This window comes from Leptospira sarikeiensis (assembly GCF_004769615.1).
Lineage (GTDB): Bacteria > Spirochaetota > Leptospiria > Leptospirales > Leptospiraceae > Leptospira_B > Leptospira_B sarikeiensis.
On the sequence record NZ_RQGF01000015.1, the window covers coordinates 65,038 to 92,037 of the forward strand.

Annotated in this window: 21 protein-coding genes; 9 read left to right on the forward strand and 12 right to left on the reverse strand. The window is 38.6% G+C overall.

Annotated features, from left to right (window positions below; translation table 11 throughout):
* Positions 1 to 2: 2 nt before the first annotated feature.
* From EHQ64_RS07855 to EHQ64_RS07865, 3 genes are read right to left on the reverse strand one after another with little or no spacing between them, the layout of a single operon-like run.
* Positions 3 to 1,244, reverse strand: coding sequence for a sulfate adenylyltransferase subunit 1 (locus EHQ64_RS07855; protein WP_135648939.1), 1,242 nt, complete (start codon positions 1,242 to 1,244; stop codon positions 3 to 5).
* Positions 1,244 to 2,152 (reverse strand): sulfate adenylyltransferase subunit CysD, encoded by a 909-nt coding sequence (cysD, locus tag EHQ64_RS07860; RefSeq protein ID WP_135648940.1) that lies wholly within the window; start codon positions 2,150 to 2,152, stop codon positions 1,244 to 1,246. The genes EHQ64_RS07855 and cysD overlap by 1 nt, the downstream gene beginning before the upstream one ends.
* Positions 2,149 to 2,880, reverse strand: a complete 732-nt coding sequence (locus tag EHQ64_RS07865; RefSeq protein WP_135648941.1) for a phosphoadenylyl-sulfate reductase — start codon at positions 2,878 to 2,880, stop codon at positions 2,149 to 2,151. Before EHQ64_RS07865 ends, cysD begins: the two co-directional genes overlap by 4 nt.
* 714 nt (positions 2,881 to 3,594) lie before the next feature.
* Between EHQ64_RS07865 and EHQ64_RS07870 the strand changes: the two genes are divergently transcribed.
* Positions 3,595 to 5,562 carry a phosphoethanolamine transferase gene (locus EHQ64_RS07870; RefSeq protein WP_135648942.1) on the forward strand — a complete coding sequence of 656 codons (1,968 nt, stop codon included), beginning with the start codon at positions 3,595 to 3,597 and terminating at the stop codon, positions 5,560 to 5,562.
* On the opposite strand, the gene EHQ64_RS07875 is transcribed toward EHQ64_RS07870, so the two are convergent.
* Positions 5,563 to 6,549, reverse strand: a complete 987-nt coding sequence (locus EHQ64_RS07875) for a lysophospholipid acyltransferase family protein (protein ID WP_135648943.1) — start codon at positions 6,547 to 6,549, stop codon at positions 5,563 to 5,565.
* 249 nt (positions 6,550 to 6,798) lie between these two features.
* On the opposite strand from EHQ64_RS07875, the gene EHQ64_RS07880 reads away from it, so the two are divergent.
* From EHQ64_RS07880 to EHQ64_RS07905, 6 genes are all read left to right on the forward strand, one after another.
* Positions 6,799 to 7,926, forward strand: coding sequence for a lipocalin-like domain-containing protein (locus tag EHQ64_RS07880; RefSeq protein ID WP_135648944.1), 1,128 nt, complete (start codon positions 6,799 to 6,801; stop codon positions 7,924 to 7,926).
* Positions 7,927 to 8,028: 102 nt separating this feature from the next.
* Positions 8,029 to 9,042 carry an ABC transporter permease subunit gene (locus tag EHQ64_RS07885; RefSeq protein ID WP_135648945.1) on the forward strand — a complete coding sequence of 338 codons (1,014 nt, stop codon included), beginning with the start codon at positions 8,029 to 8,031 and terminating at the stop codon, positions 9,040 to 9,042.
* The gene (locus tag EHQ64_RS07890) at positions 9,039 to 10,076 is read left to right on the forward strand and encodes an ABC transporter permease subunit (protein ID WP_135648946.1); all 1,038 of its coding nucleotides are present in this window, start codon (positions 9,039 to 9,041) and stop codon (positions 10,074 to 10,076) included. The genes EHQ64_RS07885 and EHQ64_RS07890 overlap by 4 nt, the downstream gene beginning before the upstream one ends.
* Positions 10,073 to 11,065 (forward strand): ABC transporter ATP-binding protein, encoded by a 993-nt coding sequence (locus EHQ64_RS07895; RefSeq protein WP_135648947.1) that lies wholly within the window; start codon positions 10,073 to 10,075, stop codon positions 11,063 to 11,065. Before EHQ64_RS07890 ends, EHQ64_RS07895 begins: the two co-directional genes overlap by 4 nt.
* Positions 11,062 to 12,024 (forward strand): ABC transporter ATP-binding protein, encoded by a 963-nt coding sequence (locus EHQ64_RS07900; protein WP_135648948.1) that lies wholly within the window; start codon positions 11,062 to 11,064, stop codon positions 12,022 to 12,024. Before EHQ64_RS07895 ends, EHQ64_RS07900 begins: the two co-directional genes overlap by 4 nt.
* Position 12,025: 1 nt before the next feature.
* Positions 12,026 to 14,086, forward strand: coding sequence for an AsmA family protein (locus EHQ64_RS07905; RefSeq protein ID WP_135648949.1), 2,061 nt, complete (start codon positions 12,026 to 12,028; stop codon positions 14,084 to 14,086).
* On the opposite strand, the gene EHQ64_RS07910 is transcribed toward EHQ64_RS07905, so the two are convergent.
* The 3 genes from EHQ64_RS07910 to EHQ64_RS07920 form a co-directional block, all read right to left on the reverse strand.
* The gene (locus EHQ64_RS07910) at positions 14,087 to 16,057 is read right to left on the reverse strand and encodes an LTA synthase family protein (RefSeq protein WP_135648950.1); all 1,971 of its coding nucleotides are present in this window, start codon (positions 16,055 to 16,057) and stop codon (positions 14,087 to 14,089) included.
* An 82-nt stretch (positions 16,058 to 16,139) separates the two neighbouring features.
* On the reverse strand, positions 16,140 to 18,056 hold the full coding sequence (locus tag EHQ64_RS07915) for a MutS family DNA mismatch repair protein (RefSeq protein WP_135648951.1): 1,917 nt from the start codon (positions 18,054 to 18,056) through the stop codon (positions 16,140 to 16,142).
* Positions 18,053 to 18,286 (reverse strand): hypothetical protein, encoded by a 234-nt coding sequence (locus tag EHQ64_RS07920; RefSeq protein WP_135648952.1) that lies wholly within the window; start codon positions 18,284 to 18,286, stop codon positions 18,053 to 18,055. The genes EHQ64_RS07915 and EHQ64_RS07920 overlap by 4 nt, the downstream gene beginning before the upstream one ends.
* Before the next feature lie 161 nt (positions 18,287 to 18,447).
* Here EHQ64_RS07920 and EHQ64_RS07925 point away from each other — a divergent pair, with 161 nt between their 5' ends.
* On the forward strand, positions 18,448 to 18,654 hold the full coding sequence (locus EHQ64_RS07925) for a hypothetical protein (protein WP_135648953.1): 207 nt from the start codon (positions 18,448 to 18,450) through the stop codon (positions 18,652 to 18,654).
* 90 nt (positions 18,655 to 18,744) lie between these two features.
* Here the strand turns inward: EHQ64_RS07925 and EHQ64_RS07930 are convergent, their stop codons facing one another.
* From EHQ64_RS07930 to EHQ64_RS07940, 3 genes are all read right to left on the reverse strand, one after another.
* A complete protein-coding gene (locus tag EHQ64_RS07930; RefSeq protein WP_135648954.1) occupies positions 18,745 to 19,995 on the reverse strand; it encodes a methyl-accepting chemotaxis protein in 1,251 nt (416 codons plus the stop codon).
* Positions 19,996 to 20,053: 58 nt separating this feature from the next.
* Complete coding sequence (locus tag EHQ64_RS07935; protein WP_135648955.1) at positions 20,054 to 20,446, reverse strand: hypothetical protein; 393 nt, start codon at positions 20,444 to 20,446, stop codon at positions 20,054 to 20,056.
* Positions 20,447 to 20,684: 238 nt separating this feature from the next.
* The gene (locus tag EHQ64_RS07940) at positions 20,685 to 22,307 is read right to left on the reverse strand and encodes a caspase family protein (RefSeq protein ID WP_135648956.1); all 1,623 of its coding nucleotides are present in this window, start codon (positions 22,305 to 22,307) and stop codon (positions 20,685 to 20,687) included.
* Between the two features lie 285 nt (positions 22,308 to 22,592).
* Between EHQ64_RS07940 and EHQ64_RS07945 the strand changes: the two genes are divergently transcribed.
* Positions 22,593 to 22,955, forward strand: coding sequence for a DoxX family protein (locus EHQ64_RS07945; RefSeq protein WP_246048636.1), 363 nt, complete (start codon positions 22,593 to 22,595; stop codon positions 22,953 to 22,955).
* A 49-nt stretch (positions 22,956 to 23,004) separates the two neighbouring features.
* Here EHQ64_RS07945 and ilvC read toward each other — a convergent pair whose 3' ends face one another.
* Both ilvC and EHQ64_RS07955 read right to left on the reverse strand, forming a co-directional pair.
* A complete protein-coding gene (gene ilvC, locus EHQ64_RS07950; RefSeq protein ID WP_135648957.1) occupies positions 23,005 to 24,006 on the reverse strand; it encodes a ketol-acid reductoisomerase in 1,002 nt (333 codons plus the stop codon).
* A gap of 198 nt (positions 24,007 to 24,204) precedes the next feature.
* On the reverse strand, positions 24,205 to 26,976 hold the full coding sequence (locus EHQ64_RS07955; RefSeq protein WP_135648958.1) for a SpoIIE family protein phosphatase: 2,772 nt from the start codon (positions 26,974 to 26,976) through the stop codon (positions 24,205 to 24,207).
* Positions 26,977 to 27,000 lie beyond the last annotated feature (24 nt).

Here is a 27,000-nt window from a genome sequence, read left to right on the forward strand (position 1 = left end):
AATCAATAAGCTCCGGTGATCATTCCTGCGCCGACAGTATTATTGGTGCCTTCATCTACTAAAACGAAACTTCCAGTTCCGCGATTTTCTGAATAACTATCGAACGCGATCGGTTTCGCAGTTCTGATCTTAATTCTTCCGATCTCGTTCAAACCGAGTTGAGAGGATTCTAATTTTTCGTGAGTTTGAATATCTACTCTAAAAGAAATTTCTCTGACTGCGGATTTTACGGAGCCTGTGGTTTGTCTGAATAAGTATTTATTTCCGGGAACCAAAGCTTTTGCATCCATCCAACAGACTTCCGCTTCGATATCTTGAGAAGTGATCGGCTGATGTTTATCAGTGACGATCATATCTCCTCGGCTAATATCGATCTCGTCTTCTAAAAGAATTGTAACCGACATAGGCGCGAAAGCTTCTTCTACTTCGCTCTCATATGTGTGGATGGATTTGATTTTGGATTTTAATCCCGCAGGAAGAACGACTATATCGTCTCCTTTTTTGAAAACTCCGCTTCGGACCTGACCTGCATACCCTCTGAAGTCATGATGTTCTTCCGTTTGAGGACGGATCACATACTGAACCGGAAATCTAGGCTCGTGTTTTGTTTCATCCACATCGAGTTCTAGATCTTCTAGATAACCTAAAAGTGTTTTTCCCTTCCACCAACTCATATTGGAAGAAGTTTCCACAACATTATCCCCGTTCAAAGCAGAGATCGGAATGAATTCCAAACCCTTAAACTCCAGATCGGATGCGAAGTTTTTATAATCTTCTACGATCTCTTCAAAACGTTCTTTGGAAAAGTCCACAAGGTCCATTTTATTAACACAGATAACTACATGCGGAATTCTTAATAAAGAAGCGATATAAGAATGTCTAAAAGTCTGTTCGATCACTCCTTTACGAGCATCTATCAGAATGATCGCAAGCTCCGAATTGGAGGCACCAGTCACCATATTTCTAGTGTATTGAATATGTCCTGGAGCGTCAGCGATGATAAACTTTCTCTTAGGTGTGGAGAAATATTTGTACGCAACGTCGATCGTAATTCCTTGTTCTCTCTCCGCCTTCAAACCATCTGTCAAAAGAGCAAGGTTGATCTGACCGTTTACTTGGCCTGTCTTTTCGATCGCTTCCAATTGGTCTTGGAAAACGGATTTACTATCATATAATAAACGACCGATTAAAGTGGATTTCCCGTCGTCTACGCTTCCCGCAGTGATAAAACGTAATAGATCCATCAGAAATACCCACCTCTTTTACGTTCTTCCATTGCTGCCTCGGAACGTTTATCATCCAATCTGGATCCCCTTTCAGTTGTTCTGGAAGTTTGGATCTCTCGAATAATATCATCTAAAGAATTTGCTTCGGACTCGACTGCAGCAGTACATGTCATGTCCCCTACTGTCCTGAATCGTACGGTTTTTTCTTCCACCTTGTCGGAAGAATCGAGAGTAACAAATTCTGAAACAGGGAAAACTACATTCTCTCTCCAAACGATCTCCCTTTTATGAGAAAAATATAATGAAGGTAAAGGGATATTCTCGGCTTTGATATATTCCCAAACGTCCAGCTCGGTCCAGTTACTGATCGGAAAAACCCTTACGTTTTCTCCCACATGGATCTTTCCGTTATAAATATTCCAAAGTTCAGGCCTTTGTAATTTAGGATCCCAACTTCCAAATTCATCACGCACGGAGAACACTCTCTCTTTTGCACGGGCTTTTTCTTCGTCCCTTCTTGCACCACCGATACAAGCGTCGAATTTAAATTCTGAGATAGTATCCAATAAGGTAACTGTTTGGATCGCGTTCCTACTTGGGAATTTTCCTTTTTCTTCTACAGCCTTTCCTTGGTCTATAGAATCCTGAACGTATCTTACGATCAGTTTTTCTCCGATACGATTTGCGAGATCATCACGAAATTGTAATGCTTCCGGAAAATTATGACCGGTATCTATATGAACTAATGGAAATGGAAATTTTCCAGGACGGAAAGCCTTGAGTGCAAGATGCACCAAAGTAATAGAATCTTTTCCTCCGGAGAATAAAAGCGCAGGTCTTTCGAATTGGGCGGCGACTTCCCTGAGAATATAAATGGATTCCGCCTCTAATTGTTGGAGATGCGACAATCGGGTTCTAGTCGTCATACTTGTGATCCTTTTTTTCTTACGAGTTTTCCATCCACCCAATGCAATCCGCATTCTTTCGTGGATTCATTCTCCCACCACCAACGGCCGGCTCTGAAATCTTCGCCCGCCATGATCGCTCTTGTGCATGGAGCACATCCGATGCTGGGATAACCTTTATCATGAAGAGGGTTATAAGGAATATGTCTATCCTGGACGTACTGTTGTACTTTGTCCCAAGACCAATCCAAGATAGGATGGAACTTCAAAATGTCCCTTCCACCATCCAACTCCACTTTAGGTAAATTTTCTCTGGAACCGGACTGATCATTTCTGATACCGGTGATCCAAATTTTAGCTCCCTCTAATGCTCTGTTCAAGGGAACTACTTTGCGAATATGACAACATTCCTTTCTATTCTCGATAGAATCGTAGAAAGAATCAGGGCCCTTTTCATTAATTAGATCTTCTACCGCTTGAGAATCCGGAAAATAGGTTTGGATCCTTTTTCCATACATACCGTTCGTGCGCTTATGAAGTTCGTATGTTTCGGTGAAGAGCCTTCCGGTATCTAAAGTAAAGATGCGGATATCCAAATTCTGGGAATAAATTGCGTGAGTGATTACCTGATCTTCTAAACCGAAACTGGTTGAGAACACGGCTTGTCCCGGGAATTCCTTGGCGATCTTTGCCAGAGAATCCTCTAAATTCAGGCCTTCTAGTTTTGCTTCTAGGTCGGATGGACTCATCAAAATCGAACCTTTATGACTTTTAATTCCGAAATCAGGGTGACCAATATAATGTACCAAAGTTTTATATATTGGACTATTTGTAAAGTATAGTTGATTGTATATTACAAGCTTCCCAGTGGAAGCGGTACAGAATAGAGAATTTTTTGGGATCTAAGAAAAACTCCGGAAACCTCATTAAAATCTTAAATCTCTGCCGAATTTGCTTCCTCTGCAAATAGCCTTTGGTCCTAAAAATCCTTATGTCCCCTATCATGAAGGAAGTTTTTAAGAAAGATTTTTCTTCTCTATAACGGATTCGATTTCGATCTTCCGGAAATAAATTTCGTAGAAAGATCCTTCATCATTACTGCTCAACAACTTCCATGAATAGACTCTTACTCTTTTAGAAATTTTTTCATGCATTCTTTATTTTCTGTCTAAGAAGACGCGTAACCTCTTCTTCTTTTAGAAGTTAAGTATTAAAAATCTATTTATAAGTAGAAAGATTCTATTTCTCAAAAAGAAATATAAGACCACTAGAGTACGAATCTAAAATTTATTTATAGTCTTTGTTTTATTTAAGAGATCATCGCCAAACAGAGAACAGAAAATTTTAAAATCTGAACATCGGTCTAATATTCATTTTTTATAACTTTCTTTTCTTTCTTTCGAAATTGTGTTAGATTTTGGTGTAATTGACGGATTACATAGGTCCGGAAATTTTGGACTAAGATGGGATTTCTAAATAAAAAAAAGATACTAGAGATATTCTCACGATATTCTGTTTGGGTTCTGCCTAGCGTAATCCTTCTTTCGGATATTATCGTTCGGGACGAGATATTGCCTACATTCAAACCGTTGCAGTGGGCGTTTTATATTCTCTCGTTCATTTATTCTGTGATCCTGTATTCTGCTGCGATCATCCTACTAAGAATTTTATATCAAAGAACATCCAAGATCGCGTACTATATTGTATTCTCCTTAATCCTATCCTTCTATACATTAACTCTCATCGGATCTTACGGCTATTATGCATACACCGGGATCATGCCGAACTTCTTCGTATTTTCTTTTATCTTTCACGAACCTCTGAATAGCTGGACGATCGTACAAGGTGGATTCACAAAAAGTTCCTTATTTTTCGGATCTCTTTTCTTCTTAGTATTGGGTGTTTCTCTTTGGTTTACTACAATCAAACAACCTTTGAAATATAAATTTCAAGTTCCGGTAAGGATGGGTGTTGTAATCGTATTTCTTGCGATCAGTGGATTTTTACATAATAACACTAGGTTTAACGATCAAGTTTATGTTTCCGATACGAACACGATCGCGTTTCTTTGGAGAAATCTATACAATCATCTAACAGGCGATAGCCTAGGTTCCGCAGGACTTCAATCCAGGAACAAACCTAGATTACCTCAGATCCTTTCGAATCCTAATTTTAATGTTCTATTTGTAGTCACCGAAAGTTTAAGAAAAGGAAGTTTAGGAGTGTATGGTTATGAAAGAAATACCACTCCTTTCATGTCCAAATTTGCTCTTACTGCGGACAGAAGCCAATACTTCTTATTCAAAAAGGCTTTCTCCAATTCAAGTTCAACTCTTCTTTCTTTTCCAAGCATCTTAACCGGGGTATCTCCTTCTCAACCGGTTCCGATGACCCATACCTATCCTTTGTTCTGGGAATATGGAAAGTCTGCGAACCTTTCTACTTTTTATATCACTAGTCATAATCTTCAGTGGAATAATTTCGAAGGGTTTTTCAAAAATTCCAGTATCGATTTCCTTTGGGATAAAGAAAGAAGCGGATTAAAAGTATTTAATGATATCTGGATCGATGATCGCGAAACGGTAAAAGAGTTCCAAAAACATCTTAGCGAGTTAAAGACAAAGGGTAAAAAATTCGCAGGTGTTCTGCATTTTAATACGAATCACTTTCCTTATATAATTCCGGAAGAGGCGAAAGTATTTCCGGTGGATTCGGTTCCAGACCAATATGATAATTCAGTTCATCATATGGACAGCCTCTTGGAAGAAGTATATACCTATCTCAAGAAAGAAGGTTTCTTAGAGAATACTGTCGTGATCTTTACTTCAGACCATGGTGAGTCTTTATTCGAGCATGATTATCTAGGGCATATAGACAGTAACTACGTAGAAACTGTTTCAATCCCTATGTTAATGTATATTCCGAATTCACTTAAAGAATCTATTAACCTACAGGCTTTAAGAAGAAATACGGAAAGACCCGTGGCAAATACGGATCTGATCCCTACTATCATAGATATATTAAATATAGAGAATAATCCTGCGATCAAAAGGTATTCGGTAAATCTAGAAGGAAGATCCCTGATCCGAGACGTATACGGAGATCGTAGGATCATCATAACGAATAATAACGAGATCTCCTTATACAAAGTCGGGATCAGTTATATCAAAGGAAATTATCATTATATAATGAATCTGAACTCTAATCCTTCCAAAGAACGTTTATTCGATCTTTCCAAGGACCCTAAAGAGTTAAAGGATCTTTGGGCTGATACAACCGAAGAGAACAAGATCCATTTTAGAGAAGTTGTACAGGACTGCGGAGTCTGTGTGGAATTGTTTACCTCTCAAGGTTTACAATACAAACCTGCGGTAGAAGATCTGGAAACTGCCGAGTTAAAGAAAAATTCTCTAAAACCTGCGGCCTTTTGATCAAAGTTTCAGATCTAAATTTTCTGCAGGTCTAAATTCGGACCAGAACCGATCCAGTTCTTCTTTATTTTCCGGTTTCGTATGCCAACGTCTATGCAACCAAAAATAGTCGCCAGGATGTTCTTTCACTTCCTTCTCTAAACGTTTTACCCATTTATAAGTAAATTCTCTTTCCCATAACTCAGGATCCTTTCTTGGATCCAAGTTTGGTCTTTTGAATTCTTCTACATAGAAATATAATTTTCCTTTTTGATCATACCAACTACTGCAGAATATGATCGGAGCATCCGTCATTCTTGCAAAAGTTGCGGGCCCTAAAAATGTAGAGGCCAAATTTCCTAAAAATGGAAAAAAGGACCCGGTCTTTCCCGCGTCTTGATCGGATATAAAGGCGACTAACTTTCCTTGTTTTAATAAAGTTAACGCTTTCCTAGGGCTTTCATCCGTATAAACTAATTTGATCCTTTGGGTCGCACGATTCTTTTCGATCCAAGCATTGGACCAAGGATTACTTTGTCTTTTTGCGAAAACGTAGAGGTCGTTTTTGGGGGCAGTATAACAGACAGTAACTCCCATGGTTTCCCAATTTCCTAAATGTCCTAGAACTAAGATCCCTCCTTTTTCCAAAAGCCTCTGATGAGTTTCTTTATTCGGTAAAAGAGTCACCCATTCATTCACATACTTTTGGCTCATACGAGGTTCTTCGCAAAACTCATTGGCCATATGGGAAAGATTTCTAAGATTATGCAGAATATATTCTCGGATCTCGATTTCCGACTTTTCCGGAAAAGCAGTACGGATATGTTTTTCAATCCGTTTGTTAGTAGCACCTGTCGTTTTGGCGAGAAATCGAATAATATGAAATAAGATCTTTCCCCTCAAAACGTAAGGGAAGAAGGAAAGAGTTCCTACAAGAATTCTAGCGAATAAATATTGAAGGAATTTTTTTGCCTTTTTTCTTTCACTTCTTGGTTTCGGATCCTGCATAATAACAATCCTTTGCTTAAAATTCGCATAACAAGGATAATTTAGATCTTTTTATATGAGAAATGATAGGTTCACACGATATTAAATAAAGATCTGAACAAACTCGCTATTTCTTATCTTAGAGTCTTCTACCGAATTGAAAAATAAAAAAACGAATCGGTTGAATACTCAAAAAGGAAAGGAAACCATGGTCGGGTCTAATTTATAGAGGGCTTAAGGCCCGTACAAGAACTAAAGAGGATGGCAGGTATGCCCCTAAACTTTATATATAAAGGAACTAAAAGATCCAAAAAATTTTCCGGGATTATTTTATTCTTCATTCTGTTTTCATTCTTATTTTTTCCGGATCAAAACGGTTACTCAGCTCCTAAACCGGAACAAAAAGAAACGATTAGTAAGTTCAAATTTCCTCAAGACCATTTTTTTCATAAAGGTTATAGAGTGGAATGGTGTTATTTCATCGGGATCTTAGATACCGAAGAAGGAAAAGAATTAGGTTACGAGCTTAGTTTTTTCAGGGCCTATCTAGGTCCTAAGGTCGCATTGTATCCGGTCCATTTCGCGATCTCAGATCTAGAAGATGAAAAACATAAAATTTCCCAAACGATAGAAAGAGAACTAGGCGGAGTCGCAGGCCAAGACAAATCCACTTTATGGAGTGGGGATTATCGGATGGAAGTTACAGGCCAGGGAGATTTTCGGATTTCCGCTTTTCCCAGAACTGATTCCGGTTTTGGTCTTGAGTTAGAGTTAAGTTCTAAACCGAAAAATGTTTTAGTTCATGGGAAGAATGGTAAGTCTTTAAAAAGTAGGAACAATCCTAAATTTTTTTCCTACTACTATAGTATTCCCAGAATGGAGACCAAGGGTTCTCTTTATTTGGAAGGAAAAGAATATCATGTGAAATCCGGAACAAGTTGGATGGATCACGAATGGAGCAGTCCAGAAGGAACGGAAGCTGCCTTTGATCTTTCTTCCAAAGATATCTCTTGGGATTGGATCTGTATCCAAATGGATGACGGTTCCGATATAATGGCTTTCAATTTCAAAACCAGATCGGGATCGACGGAAACTTTCGGAACTTACAGGTCACCGGAAGGCAAAGTATATTCTTTGGAAAATGAGAATGATCTGAAATTTATTCCGGAAGATAAAACTTGGAAAAGCGATGAGTCCGGGATTTCCTATAAATTACGATGGAAATTAATTTCCGAACGATTTAATCTGAATATCTCGTCCAGATTTGAAGAGCAGGAATTCGATGCAAGACCTAGCACAGGACTAGTTTATTGGGAAGGCGCCGTAAAAATTAGCGGGGAGATAGAAGGAAAATCCGCAAAAGGAAAAGGTTACTTGGAATTAAAACCGTTCCGCTAATCCTATTATTTTGTCGGAAAAGATCTTTATCCCTGATCAACGGTGTGAAAAATTGTTCGATGTCCGGGCAATTCCTGATATCCAGAGGGATATAATATCAGAATGAGAAATTATTTTCTAAAAAGGATCATTCTAATTGTTCCTACAATTCTAGGGATCACTTTCTTAGTATTTATTCTTTCTCATTTGGCGCCCGGCGGCCCATTAGAAAGAGAGATAGCTAAGCTAAGAGGTTACGGGAATGAAGACGGGGCTCGATCTTCCCTAATTAATACCGAAGAAATAGAACTCATAAAACAAAAACTCCGATTGGACAAACCTCTTCCAGTAGCTTACCTGTATTGGTTATGGGACGTGGCCAACCTGGATCTGGGAGAATCTAGACTACATTCTCGCCCGGTTTCAGAACTCATTTTCGAAAAGATCCCTGTTTCTCTTACCTTCGGACTTTCAGGTTTTTTACTCTCTTATCTAATATGTATTCCATTAGGAATTCGTAAAGCGATCCAAAAAGGACAAACTTTCGACAGTGTGAGTAGCGTTATTATTCTACTTGCTTATTCTATTCCTGTATTCGCGTTCGCGATGTTATTATTATATTTATTCGCTTCCGGAGAAGTGCTCTCTATTTTTCCATTAGGTCATGAGTTTTCAGACAATTACGAGGACTTGGATTTTTTCGAAAAGATCTTAGATCGAGCCGAGCATATGTTTTTGCCAGTGATATGTTATATTTCAGGATCATTTGCAATGCTCACTCTTCTCATGAAAAATTCCTTATTGGATCAGATCTCTAAAGAGTATGTGAGAACCGCCGTCTCTAAAGGTTTATCTTTTAAGGATTCGATCTATAAACATGCATTTAGAAATAGTTTAATTCCGATCGCAACGGGCTTCGGCTCCAATATAAGTTTGGTACTCGCAGGTTCATTGATCATTGAGTTGGTATTCAGCATAGACGGGATCGGCCTATTAAGTTTCCAAGCGGTTACCGAAAGAGACACAAATTTGATGATGGGCCTTTTATTAATCCAAAGTTTTCTCGCATTGGTCGGAAATATTATCTCCGATCTTTGTTATGTACTGATCGATCCGAGGATCAATTTCGAAACATGAATACTTTATTTAAAAGAAGATTCGAAAAATTTAAATCGAATACGAAGGCATGGATCTCTCTCTGGATTCTCGGAATTTCTTATGTGATCTCCCTATTCGCTCCGATTTTAGCAAATAACCAACCTTGGATCGTTTCTTATGAAGGTTCGTGGAAATTTCCGATCTTCTTCTATTATACGAATAAAGATTTCGGCGGAACAGAATTCACTCCTGCCAATTATAAAAAATTAGATGATCGGGATGATTTTGATGACGGGGATAACTGGATCCTATTTCCTCCGATTCCTTATGGATATAACGAGGATAATTTAGAAACGATAGAAGCTGATGAAAATCCTCCTTCTGCTCCGAATTCTAAACATTGGTTGGGGACCGATGATAGAGGAAGAGATGTCTTTACGAGGACCTTTTACGCATACAGAAATTCTATGAGTTTCGGTCTGATCCTAGTCGTTATCGAGTTTCTATTCGGAACCTTAGTAGGAGGGATCCAAGGTTATTACGGAAAAAGGACTGATATTATTGTACAAAGGTTAGTGGAAATTTTATCCGCGATCCCTTTCTTATATTTGATACTGATCATGGGTTCTTTTTTCGGAAGAGGATTTATCATTTTAGGGATTACTTATTCGGCTTTGAGTTGGATCGGGATCAGCATGTACATGCGTGGAGAATTTTATAGATCCAAGGCTTTGACTTATGTAGATGCAGCAAAGGCTCTAGGCGTAGGTTCTTGGAGTATAATGAAGAATCATATTCTTCCGAACGCGATCACTCCTCTTGTAACTTTTCTACCTTTCGCGTTGATCGGCGCTATTTCTATCTTAAGCGCTTTGGACTTTTTAGGTTACGGGATTCCGGCACCGAATCCTTCTTGGGGAGAAATGATCAGTCAGGGAAGAGATAATTTAAGAGCTTGGTGGTTGATCGCATTTCCTTCTTCTTGTTTAGCTGCAACCATCCTATTATCTTCCTTTGTGGGAGAAGGTATCAGAGATTCTTTTGATTCTCAAGTAAAGGTTACTTACGAATGAGTTCCGAAATAATTCTCAAAGTATCCGATCTGAATCTAGAACTTTCTAAGGAAGGAATTTTTGTACCTCTCTTGGAAAATATTAATTTCGAGATACGCAAGGGGGAAGTTTTAGCTTTAGTAGGAGAATCGGGATGTGGTAAGTCGGTTTGCTCTTCTGCGATTACTAAACTTCTTCCTAAAGAATTTTTTAGATATGCAAGCGGAGAAATATTGTTCAATGGAGAAGACCTTCTTAAAGTCGATCAAGAAACCTTAAGAAAGATCCGGGGGAGAAAAATATCCTACGTATTCCAGGATCCGTTTTCTTCCTTAAATCCTCTTAGCAAAATAAAAAACCAAATGACAGAAGGGTTTTTGAACCAAGGACTCGGAACCTATAAAGAAGCTATAGAAAAAGCCGAATATCTTCTCGGTGCAGTGGGAATTACGGATATAAAATTAAGATTGGATTGTTATCCTCATCAGCTTAGCGGCGGGATTTTACAAAGAGTAGGAATTGGAATGTCCTTAATGTGCGATCCAGAACTTTTGATCGCAGATGAGCCGACTTCCGCTTTAGACGTTACAGTCCAGGCACAGTTGTTGGACCTCCTACTAAAGCTGAAAGAAAAAATGAACTTATCCGTACTATTTATATCTCATGATTTCGGTTTAGTAAGTCATATTGCAGATAGGATCTGTGTTTTGTATGCAGGCAGGATTTCCGAACTTGGAACTGTGGACCAAGTCCTCGACACTCCAAATCATCCTTATACTAAAGATCTATTGGATTCTCTTCCTTCTCATTTTTCACAAACAGGCGTCTTTAGGCCCATTGAAGGAAAGTTGCCTTCTCCCGGCAATTATCCGAAAGGATGTCATTACTCGGATAGATGCGATTCAGTATTTTCTCACTGTAAGACTACTAAGCCTATATTAAAAAATACTGATATTACCGGACATTTATCCGCTTGTTTCTTGAATGATAAAAAGGAGCTGGCCGGATGAAGCTTCTAGAAATTAAGGATCTGAACGTTAGCTATGGCAAAGAAGGTTTTTTTGGGGGAAGAAAATCGATAATCAAGGCTGTAGAAAACGTAAGTTTAGAAATTGAAGAAGGGGAAACCTTCAGCCTTGTAGGCGAGTCAGGATGCGGTAAATCCACATTGGGTCGAGCAATACTCCGATTATTAAAATCGGATGCAGGATCTATTCATTTCAAAGGGAAAGAGATCTTAAAATTAAAAGGAAAAGAATTTTTACCTCTCAGAAAACAGATCCAAATAGTATTCCAAGATCCATATTCCTCATTAAATCCAAGAAAGAATATCAAAGATATACTTACGGAAGGTTTGTTTATTCACGGAAATTATACCGATGAGCAAACGGAAAAGGAAGCCTCCGACATTCTGGAAAAAGTAGGTCTATCGCCCGATATCCTGACAAGATATCCTCATGAATTTTCCGGAGGCCAAAGACAAAGGATAGCGATCGCAAGAGCTTTGATCTTAAAACCGGAATTTTTACTTTTGGACGAAGCCGTCTCAGCACTCGATGTTTCCAATCAGGCACAAGTACTTCTTCTATTACAAAAACTGAAAGCAGATTTCGGGTTATCTTACTTATTCATATCTCATGATTTAGGGATCGTAAAATCCATTTCAGATAAAATAGCCGTCATGTATCTGGGAAAAATCGTAGAGATCGGTTCCAAAAAACAAATCTCGGAAGAACCTTCTCATCCTTATACAAAAGCATTGTTCGGTGCAATATTCGAAGTAGAAAATCGAAAGATCAGAAAAACTCCTTTGCAAGGAGAAGTTCCTAGCATCCTGGACAAGCCGAAAGGTTGTCATTTCCATACTCGTTGTCCTATTGCAAAAGAGATCTGCTCCCAACAAACTCCGGATTGGAAGGATCTAGGGAACGGGCATAAGTCCTACTGTCATTTTCCGGACGGAAAATAAAATGAGATCCTGGGACGTAGTCAATCGATACTTAGAAGAAAATAAGATCCGATACGTATCTGTTCTTGTGTTCTTCGGATTATTATTCTTACTCATTGTCTACATCCCGTTTGTACAAAGAAAAGAAGTATATAAAGAATTTGTACTGGAACAACTACGCAATTCTACCGGCTTAGATATTAAAGTCGCAGATTCCGACTTATATCTTTTACCTTTTCCGGGAATCGAATTAGAAAAAATAGAGATCAGAAAGGACAATATACTGATCGCTGTCAGCGATAAAGTTGATATTGATATCTCTTGGTTCGGGCTTCTAAAAAGAATGATCGAGATCCGAGATATATCGATTAACGGCGGGTATCTTCATTTAGAAAGAAGAAAAGATGGATCTTTCGACATAGTAGAATATCTGAACGGTAAAAAGAAACAGGTTGAGCAAAAAAGTAATGTTAAGGTCCTGTTTGAGGATGTAAATTCTAGAATCGGATTTTCAACCGAAGACTTTCTAGCGGTAAGTTTAAAAAATATAGAGATAGATAATTTTACCTTAGAATATAACGAACATAAACACGATCATAATTACTTGGTCTACTTCAAAAAGTCCCAAGTTTCAGTTTCGTTTTATGGGCATGACGTAGATCTATTATTCCAAGGAAAGATAGACGATCAACCGATCGATCTTGAATTGACCGGAGCTCTACAAAAATTCCCCATCAATTGGGAAAAACTACAGTTCAGCGCCATTTTAAAAACGGAAGAACTTTCTCTTTCGTTATTAAGAGATCTATTCTACATCTTTCCTATTGCAGACTTTTCTAAAACGAAAATTTCCGGAAGAACGGAGATAATAAAGGAAGAAGGAACCGTATTTAAATTTAAAGTTAGGAACCAGATCAAGGATCTAGCTTATAAGGGGGGACTTCCTTTCGGAAATATCAGAATAAACGCCGATTTTGATCTGGACAATATCCAAAAGAAAATTTCATTTCCTTTCATAGAAGCAGCCTGGGAAGGAGTCGCTAAGGCAACCGCAAAAGGAAGCGTAAACTGGAAGAACAGGAGTTTAGGACAATTCGATATCAAAGCGGATTACGGAGATTATCATAATATCCTAAAACTTTCTAAGTTATTCAAGATCCAAGACGATCTATTCGACCCAAATTCCCCACCCGGCATTTTCTATTTCACCGCCGAACTAAATAATATTTTCGCCTTCAAACATAGATTCGCTCATATTAGTATGGAAGCCAAATATGTTGACCCACTACTTTCTATCCCGAATTTTCACGCTTACATTTATAACGGAGAAATATTAGGAAAAGCTAAAATTTATCCTGATATACCTAAAATTGAGGTGGAGGGGGACGCACATCGTTTGCAGGTGGATAAGGTGCTTCTTCCATATGTATCCGAAAAGATCATGCAAGGAGAACTTTCTAGTTGGTTTTCTTTTGAAACACAGATCAGAAACCATTCTAGAGATTCAGTTATCGAACTTTTTGCAAACATGAAAGGAATAGGGAATATTACCATAAAAGATGGAGAACTCCTAGGATACGCGAACTTCATGATACCGGTCTTAAATACTCTCGGAAAAATAATCGCGTTTAAAGGTGTTGATGGTCGCCAATTGAAATTTAGCACACTTAAGTCCGACGTCAAGATCGCTAATAACGAAATGTATTTCCCGAATATGAAATTGGAAATCGAGAACAGCGGAATGGATGTGGATGGAAAAGGAACCGTAGGTTTCGATCAAAAAATCGATATGAGAATTCATCTCCGTCTTGGCGGAAAATATATCGGCAAAGGACTACAGATCCCGATCATCTACGCAGGTACTTTCGGTAAAAGTATCCCTTATGTTGATCCGATCTGGCTCGGCAGCGTGTATACCGGGATGACTCTCTTGGGACCTTATCTTCTGCCTTTAGGTGGTCCTTATGCAGGAGGAGTAGCCGGTTCAGTGATCGGAGAATATGTCCGAGATCTTTGGGATGGGGTTACCGGCTTATTTGGAGGCTCCGAACCGGAGCCGAATAAAAAACAGAAAGAAAAGTGATCAGTACTCTTTCTTTTCCAATTCTTCCTTTGTAGGAAAAACCAAATTCTGATTCATTAGCTCGTGACTTAAATTTAAGAAGGCCCTTGCTTTATTAAAATGAGAATCGCAAATTTGCGGTTTCGTATCGCAAATATCTACTTCCTCTCTAACACCCTTAGAAGAATATTTTAAGTTTCTATTTCCATCCACGAAATGAATATAGAATAGATCCGACTCGATCCAACCGATCAGATTTCCGTAAGCAAAATAAGCGGATTCAGTCTTTTTAGGAGCCAATAGATTTCTACCCATAGCGGAGAAATAAGCCTCTTTTCCTACCAAACCTAAAATAGTAGGAATAACATCTAATTGAGAAGCGTCATTGTCATCTATGCCCGGTTTGATCTTTCCTGGAGAATATATTAAAAACGGAATATTCCGATCTTCATAATAATCCAAATACCTATGATGGGTATGATCTGCAACAAACACGAAAATCGTATTATCGAAGTATTTTGATTTTTCGGCGCGATCCATAAAATCTCGGAGAGCCCAATCCGCGTAATGGTATACATTCAAATATTCGAAGTCCCTTTCATCTTCATTAAAGATCCTGAATTTAGGATCGGGCGCTCTATAGGGATAATGAGTAGATAGAGTTAAAGAAACTCCTAAGAAAGGTTTTTTAGATTCGGAAATTTTTTCGTGCAATACTTGTAAAACATCCGCGTCGTCATACCCCCAGGCTCCGATCTTAAATCGATTTAACTTTGCGATCTCTTTTTCACCGAGTACAGTAGCAAATCCCCAATGAGGCATTAAGGTTGCCTTATTATCGAAACTTAAATCTCCTCCAGTTACGAAGAAGGTATCATATCCTAAACCTTTAAAAATATTCCCTATTCCGGAAAAATTTCCGAGCACCTGATGAGTTCTTACGACAGTTAATCCAGGTCGATCCGGCAAACCAGTTAAGATAGACATCATCCCGTTTGTTGTCCTTCCACCGGATGCAAAAAATCTAGTATAAAATCTTCCTTTCTTCAGTAGTTTATTAAAATTCGGGGTCAGTTCTTTCCCGAAAACTTTTCCATCACTGATCGGATCTATAAATTTTCCGGTCCAATTTTCCAGTAGGATCAAAACAATATTCGGAGGTTTGCCGTTATTCGTTTGTTTCTGTTTTCTTAATAAAGGGTATTTATTCCCTACGAATTCCGCTCCTTCGTAAGAAATTTCTTCCCTAACGATACGGACGGATTCTTTGGTCTCTAATTTTAAATAATTCGGTATGGATTGGCTTTTCAAATCCATGATCGAAGTAAAAACCCCGTTCAATGCAATATTGTTCACGAAAGAATGCCCTGAAACGATTGCATTACTTGCCCTTAGTGGGGTCTCTTGAACTCCTCCACGGATCGCAAAAACTACTAGGACCAAAATAAGAAAAGAAAGTATAGAATCTCTTTTCCAAGAATCCGGTTCATGTCTGTACGGATTAAATTTTAAAAATAAATATGTGGATAGTGGAAGAAAAACTAAAACAAGTAAGGAAGCTATGATCGCAAGTAAAGGATTTTGTTCGAACGCCGATCTCAGGATCACTCCCATATCTTTTCCGATAAATACAAAACCCTCGTATCCGATATGTTTATTCGCATTTTCAAAATATACTATATCAGCAATTAAATGCGATAGCATCCAAACGCTGATCAAGATCGGAAAATAACCCCAGAAAAAGTTAAAAAACTTAAATCGATTTAAATAAGGGAGACAGGAAAGAAAAGCAAATGGCCCTAAGATCATTCCGATGACCGAAATATCGAATCTTAATCCGACTAAGATCGCCCATAGAACATCCTTGGTTTCGGCTCCCTCTAATCGATACGAGTACACCCAAAGGAAAGCTGCTTTATAAAAAAATAGAATTAAAACAAAGTAGATCGCATATCCGCCGATCAATTTAAGATTGCTTGGTAAACGTTTCATCTTTTCTATTTGATTAGAATTTTAAAGAGTCTCTTGGGCAAGACAAAAAAGAAATCGAAAAGTAACGAATCCGTATCGAATTTTAATCCAGCTCTAAACCTTCTAATCTTAATACTTCAAGGGCATTACTAGACTGAACTACACCCGATCGGATCTTATAGTCGAATGTCATTTTTCCGTTCTCTATTTCTTCCCTAAAATGGAACAAGGAAAGATCCGGTAAGTCCGCGAGTTCCAGATCGTGGGTAGTAATAATTCCAAATACACCGTACTGTTTTAATTTTTTGAGAATGCCCTTACAAGCGATCGTTCTTTCTCTTGAGTTTGTACCTTTTAGGATCTCATCCAAGAGTACAAGTCTTCCCTTTTGGGAATTTTTTACTTCCTGTAGGATTTTTCCTAAACGTCGAACTTCAGCATAAAAGAAAGAGATTCCTTCTTCTACGGAGTCTTCGTTCCTGATACTAGAATGAATGTCTAAGATCGGTGTAATAAACTCGGAAGCAGGAACAGGTCCGCCTGCCATTGCAAAAATCCCTGAAATTCCAACGGCTCTTAAGTAAGTGGTTTTTCCGGACATATTAGAACCGGTTAATAGTAAAAGTTTTCCTGGTTGAATGGAATCCAGATCGTTCGGAACTCTTTTAGCCTTAGGGATCAAAGGATGGACCAGATCTTTTGCGTAGATCCCCTTTGAAGAATTTGTTTTTTCTAATATAGGAAAAGTAAAATCTGGCTCGATCCAACTCAAATTTACCAAAGGAAGTAAAGAATCCAATTCTGCAATATCCGAGATCGAATTCTTGAAAGCGGATCCGTTTTTATTCCACCAATTCCCATATTTTTTCCAGACCCAAAGATCAAAGAAGAATAGAACGTTTAACAATGCGTGTGCTAAAGGAGATTGAGTGTAAGCGGCAAGATTGGAGACTTTCAGGAATTGTTTCCAAGCGGATCTTAATTCTTCTTTGTTCCAACTTGAAAGTAAAATATCTCCATTCATACCTGTGATCTTAGAAGAACGAGTATAGATTAGAAGTTTTCCTAACTCTTCTAAAGTTTCTGAATCTTCCGCGACAGGTTGGATCATCTGAAGAGATCTATTTCTGTAGAAGCCGAAAAATGCTGAATGTAGGATAAATACTCCAAGGCCCCAAGTTTGTCCGAATAAAAAACTTCCAAACGAAAATATCCAAACGAGTACAAGCCAGATCGGAAAAACAAAACGTATTATATTCCCGAAATTTCCGAAGGTTGTTTTCCAAAAATCGCCTGGCTCTTCTTCAAATAAGTTAAATGGAAAATCGATCTTATTGACTTCAGAACGTTCAGGTTGAAGGTTCCCGATCTTAGGAATGTACGAAGGAAGTTTTTCTTCTTCTCCTTCTCTTCTTGCAGGGAAAGAAGCTTCATACAATCTAAATTGCCTAAGTAATTTTTGAACCGTTTTTTTCTTTTTGGAAAGTTGTAAAATGACGGATTGTCTTCCTCTTACTTTACTTTCTTCCGTAGGCTCAAAGAAATATTGTAAAAATTTAGAAGTCCCTCTTTGGATCACCGTAGTATCGATCCTGGAGAAAATTCCCTTATCTCCTAAAAAATCCAGATCTTTAGTCCAAGATGGCAAACCTGATTCTAATAGTAAATTTTTATAATATTCTTTTTTAGATTTAGGATAAGATTTTCCTTCTAAAAGAATTCTCGCGGATTGTGTTTTTAAAAATTCGGACCAAACCTGTAAACGTCTGATCTTTTCTTTTCTTTTTTGATATGCGGATAAAAGCCTGTAGAACGCTGCCAAAATTAATATAGAGGGAAGATAATACAGATCTGAAACGGTCCTAAGAAGGTAAACTCCAACGATCCAAGCTATAAAAATTAAGAAGGAGAAGATCCTGAGTGCAGAAAGAAGTGAAAGTTTGGATTCTTCTTTATGGATAATTGAGGAAAGACGGGAAATTTTGGATCCGATGCGATCGACCCGATCGAGGGCGTTCATACCGCTAAAGTAACGTTCTCGTAATTTTCGGTTTCTCTTTTATAAATTTCATGATCCAAAAGACGGACCAAAGAACCGACATCATGCATTAACCAGCTGGAAACCATACGGCCCTTGTCCCTGCCTAGGAATTTGTCTACGTAAACATAGCCAAATAGGTCGGTTCCGTACTCGTACACGACGAATCTTCCCGATCTTTTCCCAGTTTTATTTTCCAGACGGATCTGCATTTTTACCGAATTTACCCCGTACTTTCTTTTCGTACAAGAAAAAAAAATCTCAAGTATTTTCCCAAACCCCCGAAGTACAGTTTAGGAGAAAGCTTCCTTTCCACGGATGGAAACCGGGACTTTTTCCCCTTAACAGACCAAAAGTCGCACGGAGGCGATTTATGATGTATCCCGATATGGATCCGGACTTACGGAGTTCTTTCGCAAAAATTGGAAAAACCTTTGCTAATCTTACAGACAACACTGCTTTACCGGAATTTGGTTTAAAAGCGGGAAGTTTATTGAATAGAAAACAAATGAGAATACTAGTCGAAATCCGCAAAAGAAGAATCAATTCCAACCAATGGAATAGTTTTCAAAAAGATTAATACCAAACCAGAGCTCTTCTCTACCTTCAGCCGAAGGTAGGGCGGAATTCACCAAAACCCTGCTCTCGTCCTTATAAACCGCAAATCCACTTAAACTTTAAACAGATGAACAATATCTCCCAATTCAGAGGAGGTGGACTTCATGTTCTTGATATTCTCTAATAACCGATCACTTTCTTCCGATAACTGCTGGCTCATATCATTGATTGAAGTGATCGCTTCTGCAACTTCTTTGTTTGCTTGCTTTTGTTCGTCGATCGCACGATTAATCTCTAAGGTTTGCTCGTTTAAAGTATCCGATTCTTGCAGAACTTTCCTTTGGATGTCAGATTGCACATTCATCAATTCTGAGATGCTTAGGATCTGATTACTGATCTTTTTATTCTCTTCTACGATCGAAGCAAACACTAGATTCGTTTTTTCAATATTATCCTTATTTGCAAGGATAGCCGTATAATTCACTTTTACGTTCTGTTCTATCTCTTTGATACTTAAAGCAGTTTGATCCGCCAATTTAGAAACCTCTTGAGCTACTACGGAGAATCCTTTTCCATATTCGCCGGCCCTTGCGGCTTCGATAGAAGCGTTTAAAGAAAGTAGATTTATTTTTTCAGAGATCTCTTTGATTACGTTTACTATATTCTTTATTTGTTCAGAGCTACGGGTAATATTTTCTATACCTTCCGTCATTTGAGAAAGAGCAGAACTTCCTTCTCTGATCTTAAATCCAATTTGTTCTGAAATTTTTACAGTAGATTCAGTATTCTCTTTTGTTTCGGAAATTTTTTCTGATAAAGATAAGAATTCGGTTCGCAAATTCGATAGAGATTTAAAATTCGAATCGGACGAAACTACTATACTATCCATATTCGCTGACATTTGCTCAACCACTGAGGAAATTTCTTCAGTAGAAGAGACCTGGCCCTGAACATTTTCGATAATCTGCGAATATACTTCAGAAGTTTCCGTTCCGAAATGATTTAGATTATCCGAGATCCCGCTGATCAGATCGATCAATTCCTTTTGAGAACGTAAAAAATCCAGAAACTCTCCGGTTATCTTACTTTTTAATACGTTCTTATCCTGACTGATATTCAGATTTCCACTTTTGGCTAACTGTAGGAACTGATTGATCTGCCCGATTTCTGCACTCTGTCCGGCTTGAACCTTAGAAAAACTGAAGATAGAAGCAGATACGCTCAAAATCGAAAAGGAGAGGAGAGATATTATATAAAATGAATTTAGATAATTCGATAGAATTCCAAAAACAGTCGCTATTAAAAATAATAGGGCAAGAACTGAGAATACAATTCCTGCCCTTTGGTAGATCTTTACTTTCATTTTAGAATTATAGGAATTATCTCTTAAAGTATTTTGGTGGCAAATAATGTTTAAAAATTTAAACGTTTTGTAACCAAGTAAGTCCGTCTTCCGGAGCTTCGAATATTTTCACTTCTATCCCGTGGCTTGCAAAAAAATCCACAAACTTCTTTTCCGAAATTGCAGATAAAGCTGTTTTAGGCTGTATTAATGCCCACTTCTTCCAACCTGATTTGATCGCACGTGGGGTCCAATCATTGTTGATCCAGTCGTAGTCTTCTTGAGCGTGAACGCTCATTTCTCTGTTGTCGGACATCCATTTATAAGCCTTATTTTTTATTAAGGCATCCAATCCGGTATCCAAACATTTTTTCAAACTATCACCGGTGTTTTTACCCACCTGAGTCATCTTTACGATTTTTTTATCTTCTATCCATTCTGTCTTACCGGTCGGAGATTCGAACACAACCATTATTGTTTATTACCTCAAAGAATTTCTTCGTGAAAAGATTGAGCTATCTGACGTTATAAGCTCTTCGAAACGTACGTATATTTTTCTAAGAACGAAAAGGAAAGCAGAAAGGAATTTAAGTTTATAGAACGGTCATTATTTAATTTCGATGAAATGTCTATAATAGAAAATTTAGACACAAAAAAAGCCCCTCGATCTCTCGAGAGGCTTTCTAAAATACATCGAACGGATTAGAGTTCTAGTATTTAGTTTTAGTAGAAGGGAGTTTTACGTTAAGGATAATATCCACTTCGGTAACTTCTCCTTCTCTCACTTTAATATCCGCATTATTCAGATTTAGATCTTCTGCAAAAGTAGCTTTGATCTCGTACTCTCCCGGTTTCAGATTTGTGAACCAGAAGTTTCCGTTTTGATCCGTATTCAATTTTTGGATACCGCTTACACTAGTGATTGTAGGCATAAAGATCGGTTGGTTGATCACAGGATTGTCCAAAGTTTGATAAAATACTTTTCCTCTAATCGCTCCATACCCCGTCATAGAAGTCACAACTTCTAAATCGTTTCTTTTATTCGGAAGTACCGCTTGTGTCTTTTGGACTTCCGGATAATCATCCGCCTGAATGGTTACTTTATGAACTCCTGCAGGTACACCTTTCACAGTTAAAGTGTAGGTCGCTCCAGGGATCAGTTTTCCCATTCTTTTTACCGCACCCCAATAATTGGAAGATTCGGTAGCGATGGTCTTATCAACTTCCTTATCATCGATAAGAACTCTGATAGAACGGTTCCCTACTCTTTTCTTTCCGGTAGTCAATCGAACTTCAGGGGGAAGATCGGAAACTGCATAAGATCTGTCTTGGATAATCGTAGTTTTGATTACCAAATCTCCCTTAAGATTTGTAGGAACAACAGGAGGCTCTTCATTCGTAACAACAGGTGTTTCAGGTTCAGGCTTAGGAGGTTGTACATCCGGTACCGGAGTTGGATTGACCGGTGGTTTTACCGGCTCTACCGGTTTAGGAGGATCCGGTTTTTTCTCACCTGCTAAAAATATTCCAGACGCGTTACCCGAAATCTGAGGCACTTGCTCATGGTCATATTTTTTGGCCATGTTTACAGTTTCATCTTTAGAAGCGAAGAATGCTTCAAGAGCGGTAACCACGTCGTCCTGGTTTAAGTCTCCATTTGAAAGAGCCTTTCCAAAATTATAAGTAAATATTCCGTGATTGATCGTTCCGCCGACTTCGATCGCAGTTTGGTTATCGTCCGCACTGGAAATGATTGCTTTATCTTGGAAATAAAAATCTTGAGCATCTTGTTTCACTGTCCCATCGCTTCCTGCCGGAATAGGAACTGCGGAAGAACCTCTTGTCGCCTTTCCTTTTTTAGCGATCCCACCGGAGAAGCAGCAGTCAAAAACGAAAACAGTTTTAGGGGATTTAATCCCTTCTAAATAGTCGTTTAGCTCATCGTCGGAAAGGTGAGGTCTATCGTAACAAATGATCAAGTTACGCATTCCGTTTTTGGCTTTTTCATCTCTTTGAAAAGCTCCGTGCCCGGAAAAATATAAGAAAACGGTATCGTCGGATTTTGCTTTAGATGCAAGAGCCTTGATCTCTTTTTGAATATTGTCCTTAGTAACGTCTTTACCTAAAACAATTTTGATCTCGTCGAACTTTCCCACACGTTTGATCTCATCGTGTAGATACTTCGCATCAGCTTCACAAAGATTTAATTCAGGAATTCCTGCTTTGTTTCCTTTATAATTGGATCCGAAGATAAGGCCTAACCTTTTCTGCGCAAACATGTCCGTGGAAAACAAAAAGAGGGAAATTCCTATGATGGAAAATAAGGATTTCAATCAGAGCCTCCTGGCTTGGGTGTCTCAAAGTAACAAAAAGCTAGGCTTTGTCATTATTTTTTTGCCCTAAAGATACATACCTTTCGAAAGGATATGGTCGGACTTATGACCTGGGATTTCCGGAATTTTTTTCCAAAGTTTTTCGAAATTTATGGGTCAAAATACAGAATTTATAAATTATGTTCCGGGTTTAAAAGGTAAACTTTTTAGGATCGAAAATCCAACTGTTCGAAATAAATTTCCAGTTCTTTGATCCTGAAATATCACCAATATTCGGAGGCATTTATGTTTAGAATCATTCTTCTATCTTTAATGATCTTATTTTACATTGCTGCGGGGTTCGCCCATTTTTTGATCCCGGAATTTTATTATAAGATGATGCCTTCTTATCTACCATTCCATTATGAGTTGAATATTATCGCTGGAGTAACGGAAATTATTCTCGGATTATTATTAATTCCGAAAGCGACCAGAACAAAAGCAGCATGGGGGATCATTCTATTACTGATTGCTGTATTTCCGGCGAATATACAGATGAGTATGAATGCTTATAATTCTAACGATCCGAAATTTATTCTTACACTTTTTCGTTTACCTTTCCAGATCTTATTCATTGCCTGGGCTTGGTTATTTACTAAGAATAAATAAAAAAGGCCGGAGAATTTCCGGCCTTTTCGAAAAACGATTTAAGCTTTTATTATTTACTCAGCCATTTCATCATGCTGCGTAATTTTTTACCTACATCCTCGATCGGATGACCTGCGTTTTTTTCTCTCATTTTGTTGAACTCAGGATATCCGGCCTTGGTCTCTGCAATCCAAGCTTTTGCAAATTTGGATCCGTTTGCTTTTTGGATATCGTTCAGAACATCTTTCATACGAGCCTTAACACCTGCATCGATGATACGAGGCCCGGAAACATAGTCTCCGTATTCTGCTGTTCCGGAAATGGAATAACGCATACGAGCAAGTCCACCTTCGTAGATCAGGTCGGTGATCAATTTAACTTCGTGTAAACATTCGAAGTAAGCGATCTCAGGATCATAACCTGCCTCAGTAAGAGTTTCGAATCCAGCCATAATCAAGTTGGAAAGACCACCACAAAGAACTACTTGTTCTCCAAAAAGGTCTGTTTCGGTTTCTTCTCTAAAAGAAGTTTCTAAAATTCCTGCTCTTCCTCCACCTACTCCAGCAGCGTGAGCAAGTGCTCTTTGTTTTGCAGTTCCAGTCGCGTCTTGGTTCACTGCGATCAAACAAGGAACCCCACCACCTTCTACATACACTCTACGAACCAAATGTCCTGGTCCTTTAGGAGCAACCATGTAAACGTCTACGGTTTTAGGAGGTTGGATGAATTCGAAATGGATATTGAATCCATGAGAAAAAACTAATGCGTCTCCATCTTTCAAGTTCGGCTCGATATCCGCTTTGTAGATATCCGCTTGGATCTCGTCCGGAGCAAGAATTTGAATGACGTCAGCTTTTTTTGCAGCTTCAGCAACGGAGAATACTTCGAAACCAGCTTCTTCCGCTTCTTTTTTGGATTTAGATCCGTCTTTAAGACCGATGATAACTTTCAGCCCGGAATCTTTCATGTTCTGAGCTTGTGCATGACCTTGGCTTCCGTATCCAATTACGGCGATGGTCTTTCCTTTTAATACGGAAAGATCCGTATCTTTATCGTAGTATAAATTGGCCATTGTATGGTACCTCGAATTCTACCTTTGGAACCTTTAGATACCCTTTGATTTGGAATGAGACTTAATGCCTAAGGCGAATCTCGAATTTTTGGAGTTCCTGAATAGGGCAACCGCTCTGAAAACGGGAGTCGAACCGATTTCTAAAGGTCGTTTTTACAAAACATTGTGAAATGGCCGATTCCACAATCTAAATTTGTTTTAGTAGCCCTTCGATTTCAGAAGTTCGTCCAGCTTTCTTACTCCGGGACTCTCTCCGTCTATGGACTCGGCAGACTCTAGTATGGAACGAGCCTGGTCGAAACGACCTAATAATCTATAATTGTCAGTAAGATTGATCAGATTCGCGAGACGATGAGGCTGAGAGATACGGACCTTCTCCGCTGCTTGGCTGGCTTTATCATACTCTTTCAGATGTTTATAACATACGGAAAGTAAGAACCAGATATTCGGAGAATCGGAATCCAAATCTAAATATTTTTCAAACCATTGTGAAGAAGTTCCATACTCTTTTCTATCATAGTATGCTTGACCGAGCAATCTTGCGGCGGCTTTAAAACTTGGTGCGGCAGTTAATGCATCTTCTAATAATACGATCGCTGTTCCGATCTCTCTTTGTTGTAATAAGGCTTTCGCTTCCGTATATTTGCGAAGGATAGGCTCCGGTATTCCTACTTTGGACTCAGTAATGGTAGGAGAAAGTTTTTCATGAAATCCGATCCGGATCAAAGAAAGATCGTCCGAAAGAGCTCCAAGCCCATGGATCCTATCTACGAGATTATCTAAATCTCCTTTAGATTCCTCGACAGTTTGTAGGAACATATTTTCGTCGGAGTTCATCATCCAAGAAACTCCGTCTTCGGTTAAATTGATATCGTCTCTTCCATCCGAACCAACATAAAGAATATCTCCAGGAAGAAGTTGGAATTCTAAAATCCGGAAACTCATCTCGGAAGGAGAACCTAGTTTACGTAAAGTTAATTCTCTTTCTAGGAAAGAAGCTTTTCCGTCTCTGAGCAAAACCGCCCAAGGATGTTCCGCGTTAAAATAAAACATCTTACCGGTCTTCTCATTGATAAGTCCAAGAATAACGGAGGCCATCATCACTCCGTCAAAGGTCCTGAAAATATCATCTAATTCTCGATACGATTCTCTTACCCAGTCCTCAGGCGAAATAGTAAGAACCTTACCTTGGCTTGCGGATCTGGCCATGATATTGTTCATTGCAGTACCAAGAACGATAGCACCTCCGGCACCTTGCATGGATTTTCCCATCGCGTCACCGTTCAAAAATACGGACCATCTTTCTTTTTCAGAACCGAACAGAAGATTACCGCTAATACAAATATCTCCTCCGATCTCGGATTCTTTATTCTTAAAAACGAATTTTTTCTTTTGTTCGATATAGAAGTTCGTAGTAACTTGAGAAGAACGATTCCAGTTCGTCATCAAAGGTTTACTTAAAAGAGAAGTAAGAAAGTAGTCTCCGTCCTGCTGCACCTTCAATGCATGGATCTCTTCCATCTTTTCGGTGACTTCTTTGGTTCTTGCATCCACCTTCTCTTCCAAAGTGTCCGCATATTCTTCCAACTGAGTTCTTCCCTCTAGAATACTTCCCACCATTTTGTTGAAGGAATCTGAAAGATATCCGATCTCGTCTTGAACGAGTACTGGAATTCTGATCGTAAGATTTCCTAAATTAACTTCTCCAACTCCTCGGATCAATGTATTCAAAGGGCGGACCAAACTTCGATTGAAGAAGAATGGAAAGAGAACTAAGATCACAAAAACTAAAGCCAAAGTTAGAAAGACTAACCAACTATTCGTTTCATCCAAAAACTTTCTATAATGCAAATAAGGAAATGCTACTAAAAGAGTTCTTTCTCCTTCTTCATCTCGTACATAATAGGAATAAAACAGATCTTGGGGTGAAGGAACGTAATCTTCACCGGTTGTTTTTGGAGAATTTGTAGTAGGGGTTCTTTTTAGGAAATTACCGATCTTTTTATTCTCTAAAATTTCCTTTTGAGCAATCGACAAATTCGGTTCTATACCGGAAGATTTGATCAACACTTTAGGTTTATTAGAAGAATCAGCTAAAGAGATCGCATACGCAATAGAAGAACCTTCCGACTTTCCGGTGTTTAAGAATGTAATCGCTTCTTTGATGCTGATCTCGTCAAATAAAGACTCGTTCTTTAGATTCACCACCGTTGAAAATGCCTGGGCGAAAACTAAGCAGGTCGCCACCGTTATCCCAACGATCTTTGTCATAAAAGATGTTTTATCAACAGTATTATTAATAAATAATATAGTTAAAGTAAAATATCCAAGGATCATGAATCCTACGTATAATTGTTGGAACGCATTGAAAGTAATCACACCTTCTCTAAAGAGAAGATTAGAAACTACAGGAACTAAGTAGGTGACATCCATTCCTAAGGACATCTGAACAAGCGCTTTTCTTTCTTCCTTATCCGCCCGGATAATTTTCCGGACTTGGATAAAGATCATCACCAAAAGAAAAGCAAGCAAAGATACCGCAAGAAGATTGCCCACCTTCTGGTGATAGTTATAGATCTGTCCCGTAAAATGGAACAATGGTTTATTAGTAAAGATCTGATAGTACGAGTATATGATCGTAATACTTGAAATTCCAAGAAGAGATCCGATCACATATTTCGCTTCTTTAGGATGATCGTTCCTAGGGTATAAGTAAGCAAAAATACAAAGAAAGATCGTCCCGAATGCCGCTGCAGGTCCGGTTACTAATCTATGATACGCGGCCGCGGGATAAGGAAAGATCGCAGAAAAAAAGAATCCGAAATTGATCAGGAATACGAAAAGAAAAAGAAAGGAGAATGCGCTCGTGTAATTCGCCTTCTTCTTTAGTCCTGCTAAAAAAGCGAAAATGATAAAAGTAAAAATAGAACAGATGAGCGAAGAGATCGCCCATGAGTTAAAATAAACCATGGAGCGACTTTTGTAATCCTTACT

What these genes read in the sequence shown, in the direction of transcription:
- EHQ64_RS07855 (WP_135648939.1), bottom strand. Translation starts at nt 1,244, where the DNA reads ATGGATCTATTACGTTTTATCACTGCGGGAAGCGTAGACGACGGGAAA.
- cysD (WP_135648940.1), bottom strand. Translation starts at nt 2,152, where the DNA reads ATGACGACTAGAACCCGATTGTCGCATCTCCAACAATTAGAGGCGGAA.
- EHQ64_RS07865 (WP_135648941.1), bottom strand. Translation starts at nt 2,880, where the DNA reads ATGAGTCCATCCGACCTAGAAGCAAAACTAGAAGGCCTGAATTTAGAG.
- EHQ64_RS07870 (WP_135648942.1), top strand. Translation starts at nt 3,595, where the DNA reads ATGGGATTTCTAAATAAAAAAAAGATACTAGAGATATTCTCACGATAT.
- EHQ64_RS07875 (WP_135648943.1), bottom strand. Translation starts at nt 6,549, where the DNA reads ATGCAGGATCCGAAACCAAGAAGTGAAAGAAAAAAGGCAAAAAAATTC.
- EHQ64_RS07880 (WP_135648944.1), top strand. Translation starts at nt 6,799, where the DNA reads ATGCCCCTAAACTTTATATATAAAGGAACTAAAAGATCCAAAAAATTT.
- EHQ64_RS07885 (WP_135648945.1), top strand. Translation starts at nt 8,029, where the DNA reads ATGAGAAATTATTTTCTAAAAAGGATCATTCTAATTGTTCCTACAATT.
- EHQ64_RS07890 (WP_135648946.1), top strand. Translation starts at nt 9,039, where the DNA reads ATGAATACTTTATTTAAAAGAAGATTCGAAAAATTTAAATCGAATACG.
- EHQ64_RS07895 (WP_135648947.1), top strand. Translation starts at nt 10,073, where the DNA reads ATGAGTTCCGAAATAATTCTCAAAGTATCCGATCTGAATCTAGAACTT.
- EHQ64_RS07900 (WP_135648948.1), top strand. Translation starts at nt 11,062, where the DNA reads ATGAAGCTTCTAGAAATTAAGGATCTGAACGTTAGCTATGGCAAAGAA.
- EHQ64_RS07905 (WP_135648949.1), top strand. Translation starts at nt 12,026, where the DNA reads ATGAGATCCTGGGACGTAGTCAATCGATACTTAGAAGAAAATAAGATC.
- EHQ64_RS07910 (WP_135648950.1), bottom strand. Translation starts at nt 16,057, where the DNA reads ATGAAACGTTTACCAAGCAATCTTAAATTGATCGGCGGATATGCGATC.
- EHQ64_RS07915 (WP_135648951.1), bottom strand. Translation starts at nt 18,056, where the DNA reads ATGAACGCCCTCGATCGGGTCGATCGCATCGGATCCAAAATTTCCCGT.
- EHQ64_RS07920 (WP_135648952.1), bottom strand. Translation starts at nt 18,286, where the DNA reads ATGCAGATCCGTCTGGAAAATAAAACTGGGAAAAGATCGGGAAGATTC.
- EHQ64_RS07925 (WP_135648953.1), top strand. Translation starts at nt 18,448, where the DNA reads ATGATGTATCCCGATATGGATCCGGACTTACGGAGTTCTTTCGCAAAA.
- EHQ64_RS07930 (WP_135648954.1), bottom strand. Translation starts at nt 19,995, where the DNA reads ATGAAAGTAAAGATCTACCAAAGGGCAGGAATTGTATTCTCAGTTCTT.
- EHQ64_RS07935 (WP_135648955.1), bottom strand. Translation starts at nt 20,446, where the DNA reads ATGGTTGTGTTCGAATCTCCGACCGGTAAGACAGAATGGATAGAAGAT.
- EHQ64_RS07945 (WP_246048636.1), top strand. Translation starts at nt 22,593, where the DNA reads ATGTTTAGAATCATTCTTCTATCTTTAATGATCTTATTTTACATTGCT.
- ilvC (WP_135648957.1), bottom strand. Translation starts at nt 24,006, where the DNA reads ATGGCCAATTTATACTACGATAAAGATACGGATCTTTCCGTATTAAAA.
- EHQ64_RS07955 (WP_135648958.1), bottom strand. Translation starts at nt 26,976, where the DNA reads ATGGTTTATTTTAACTCATGGGCGATCTCTTCGCTCATCTGTTCTATT.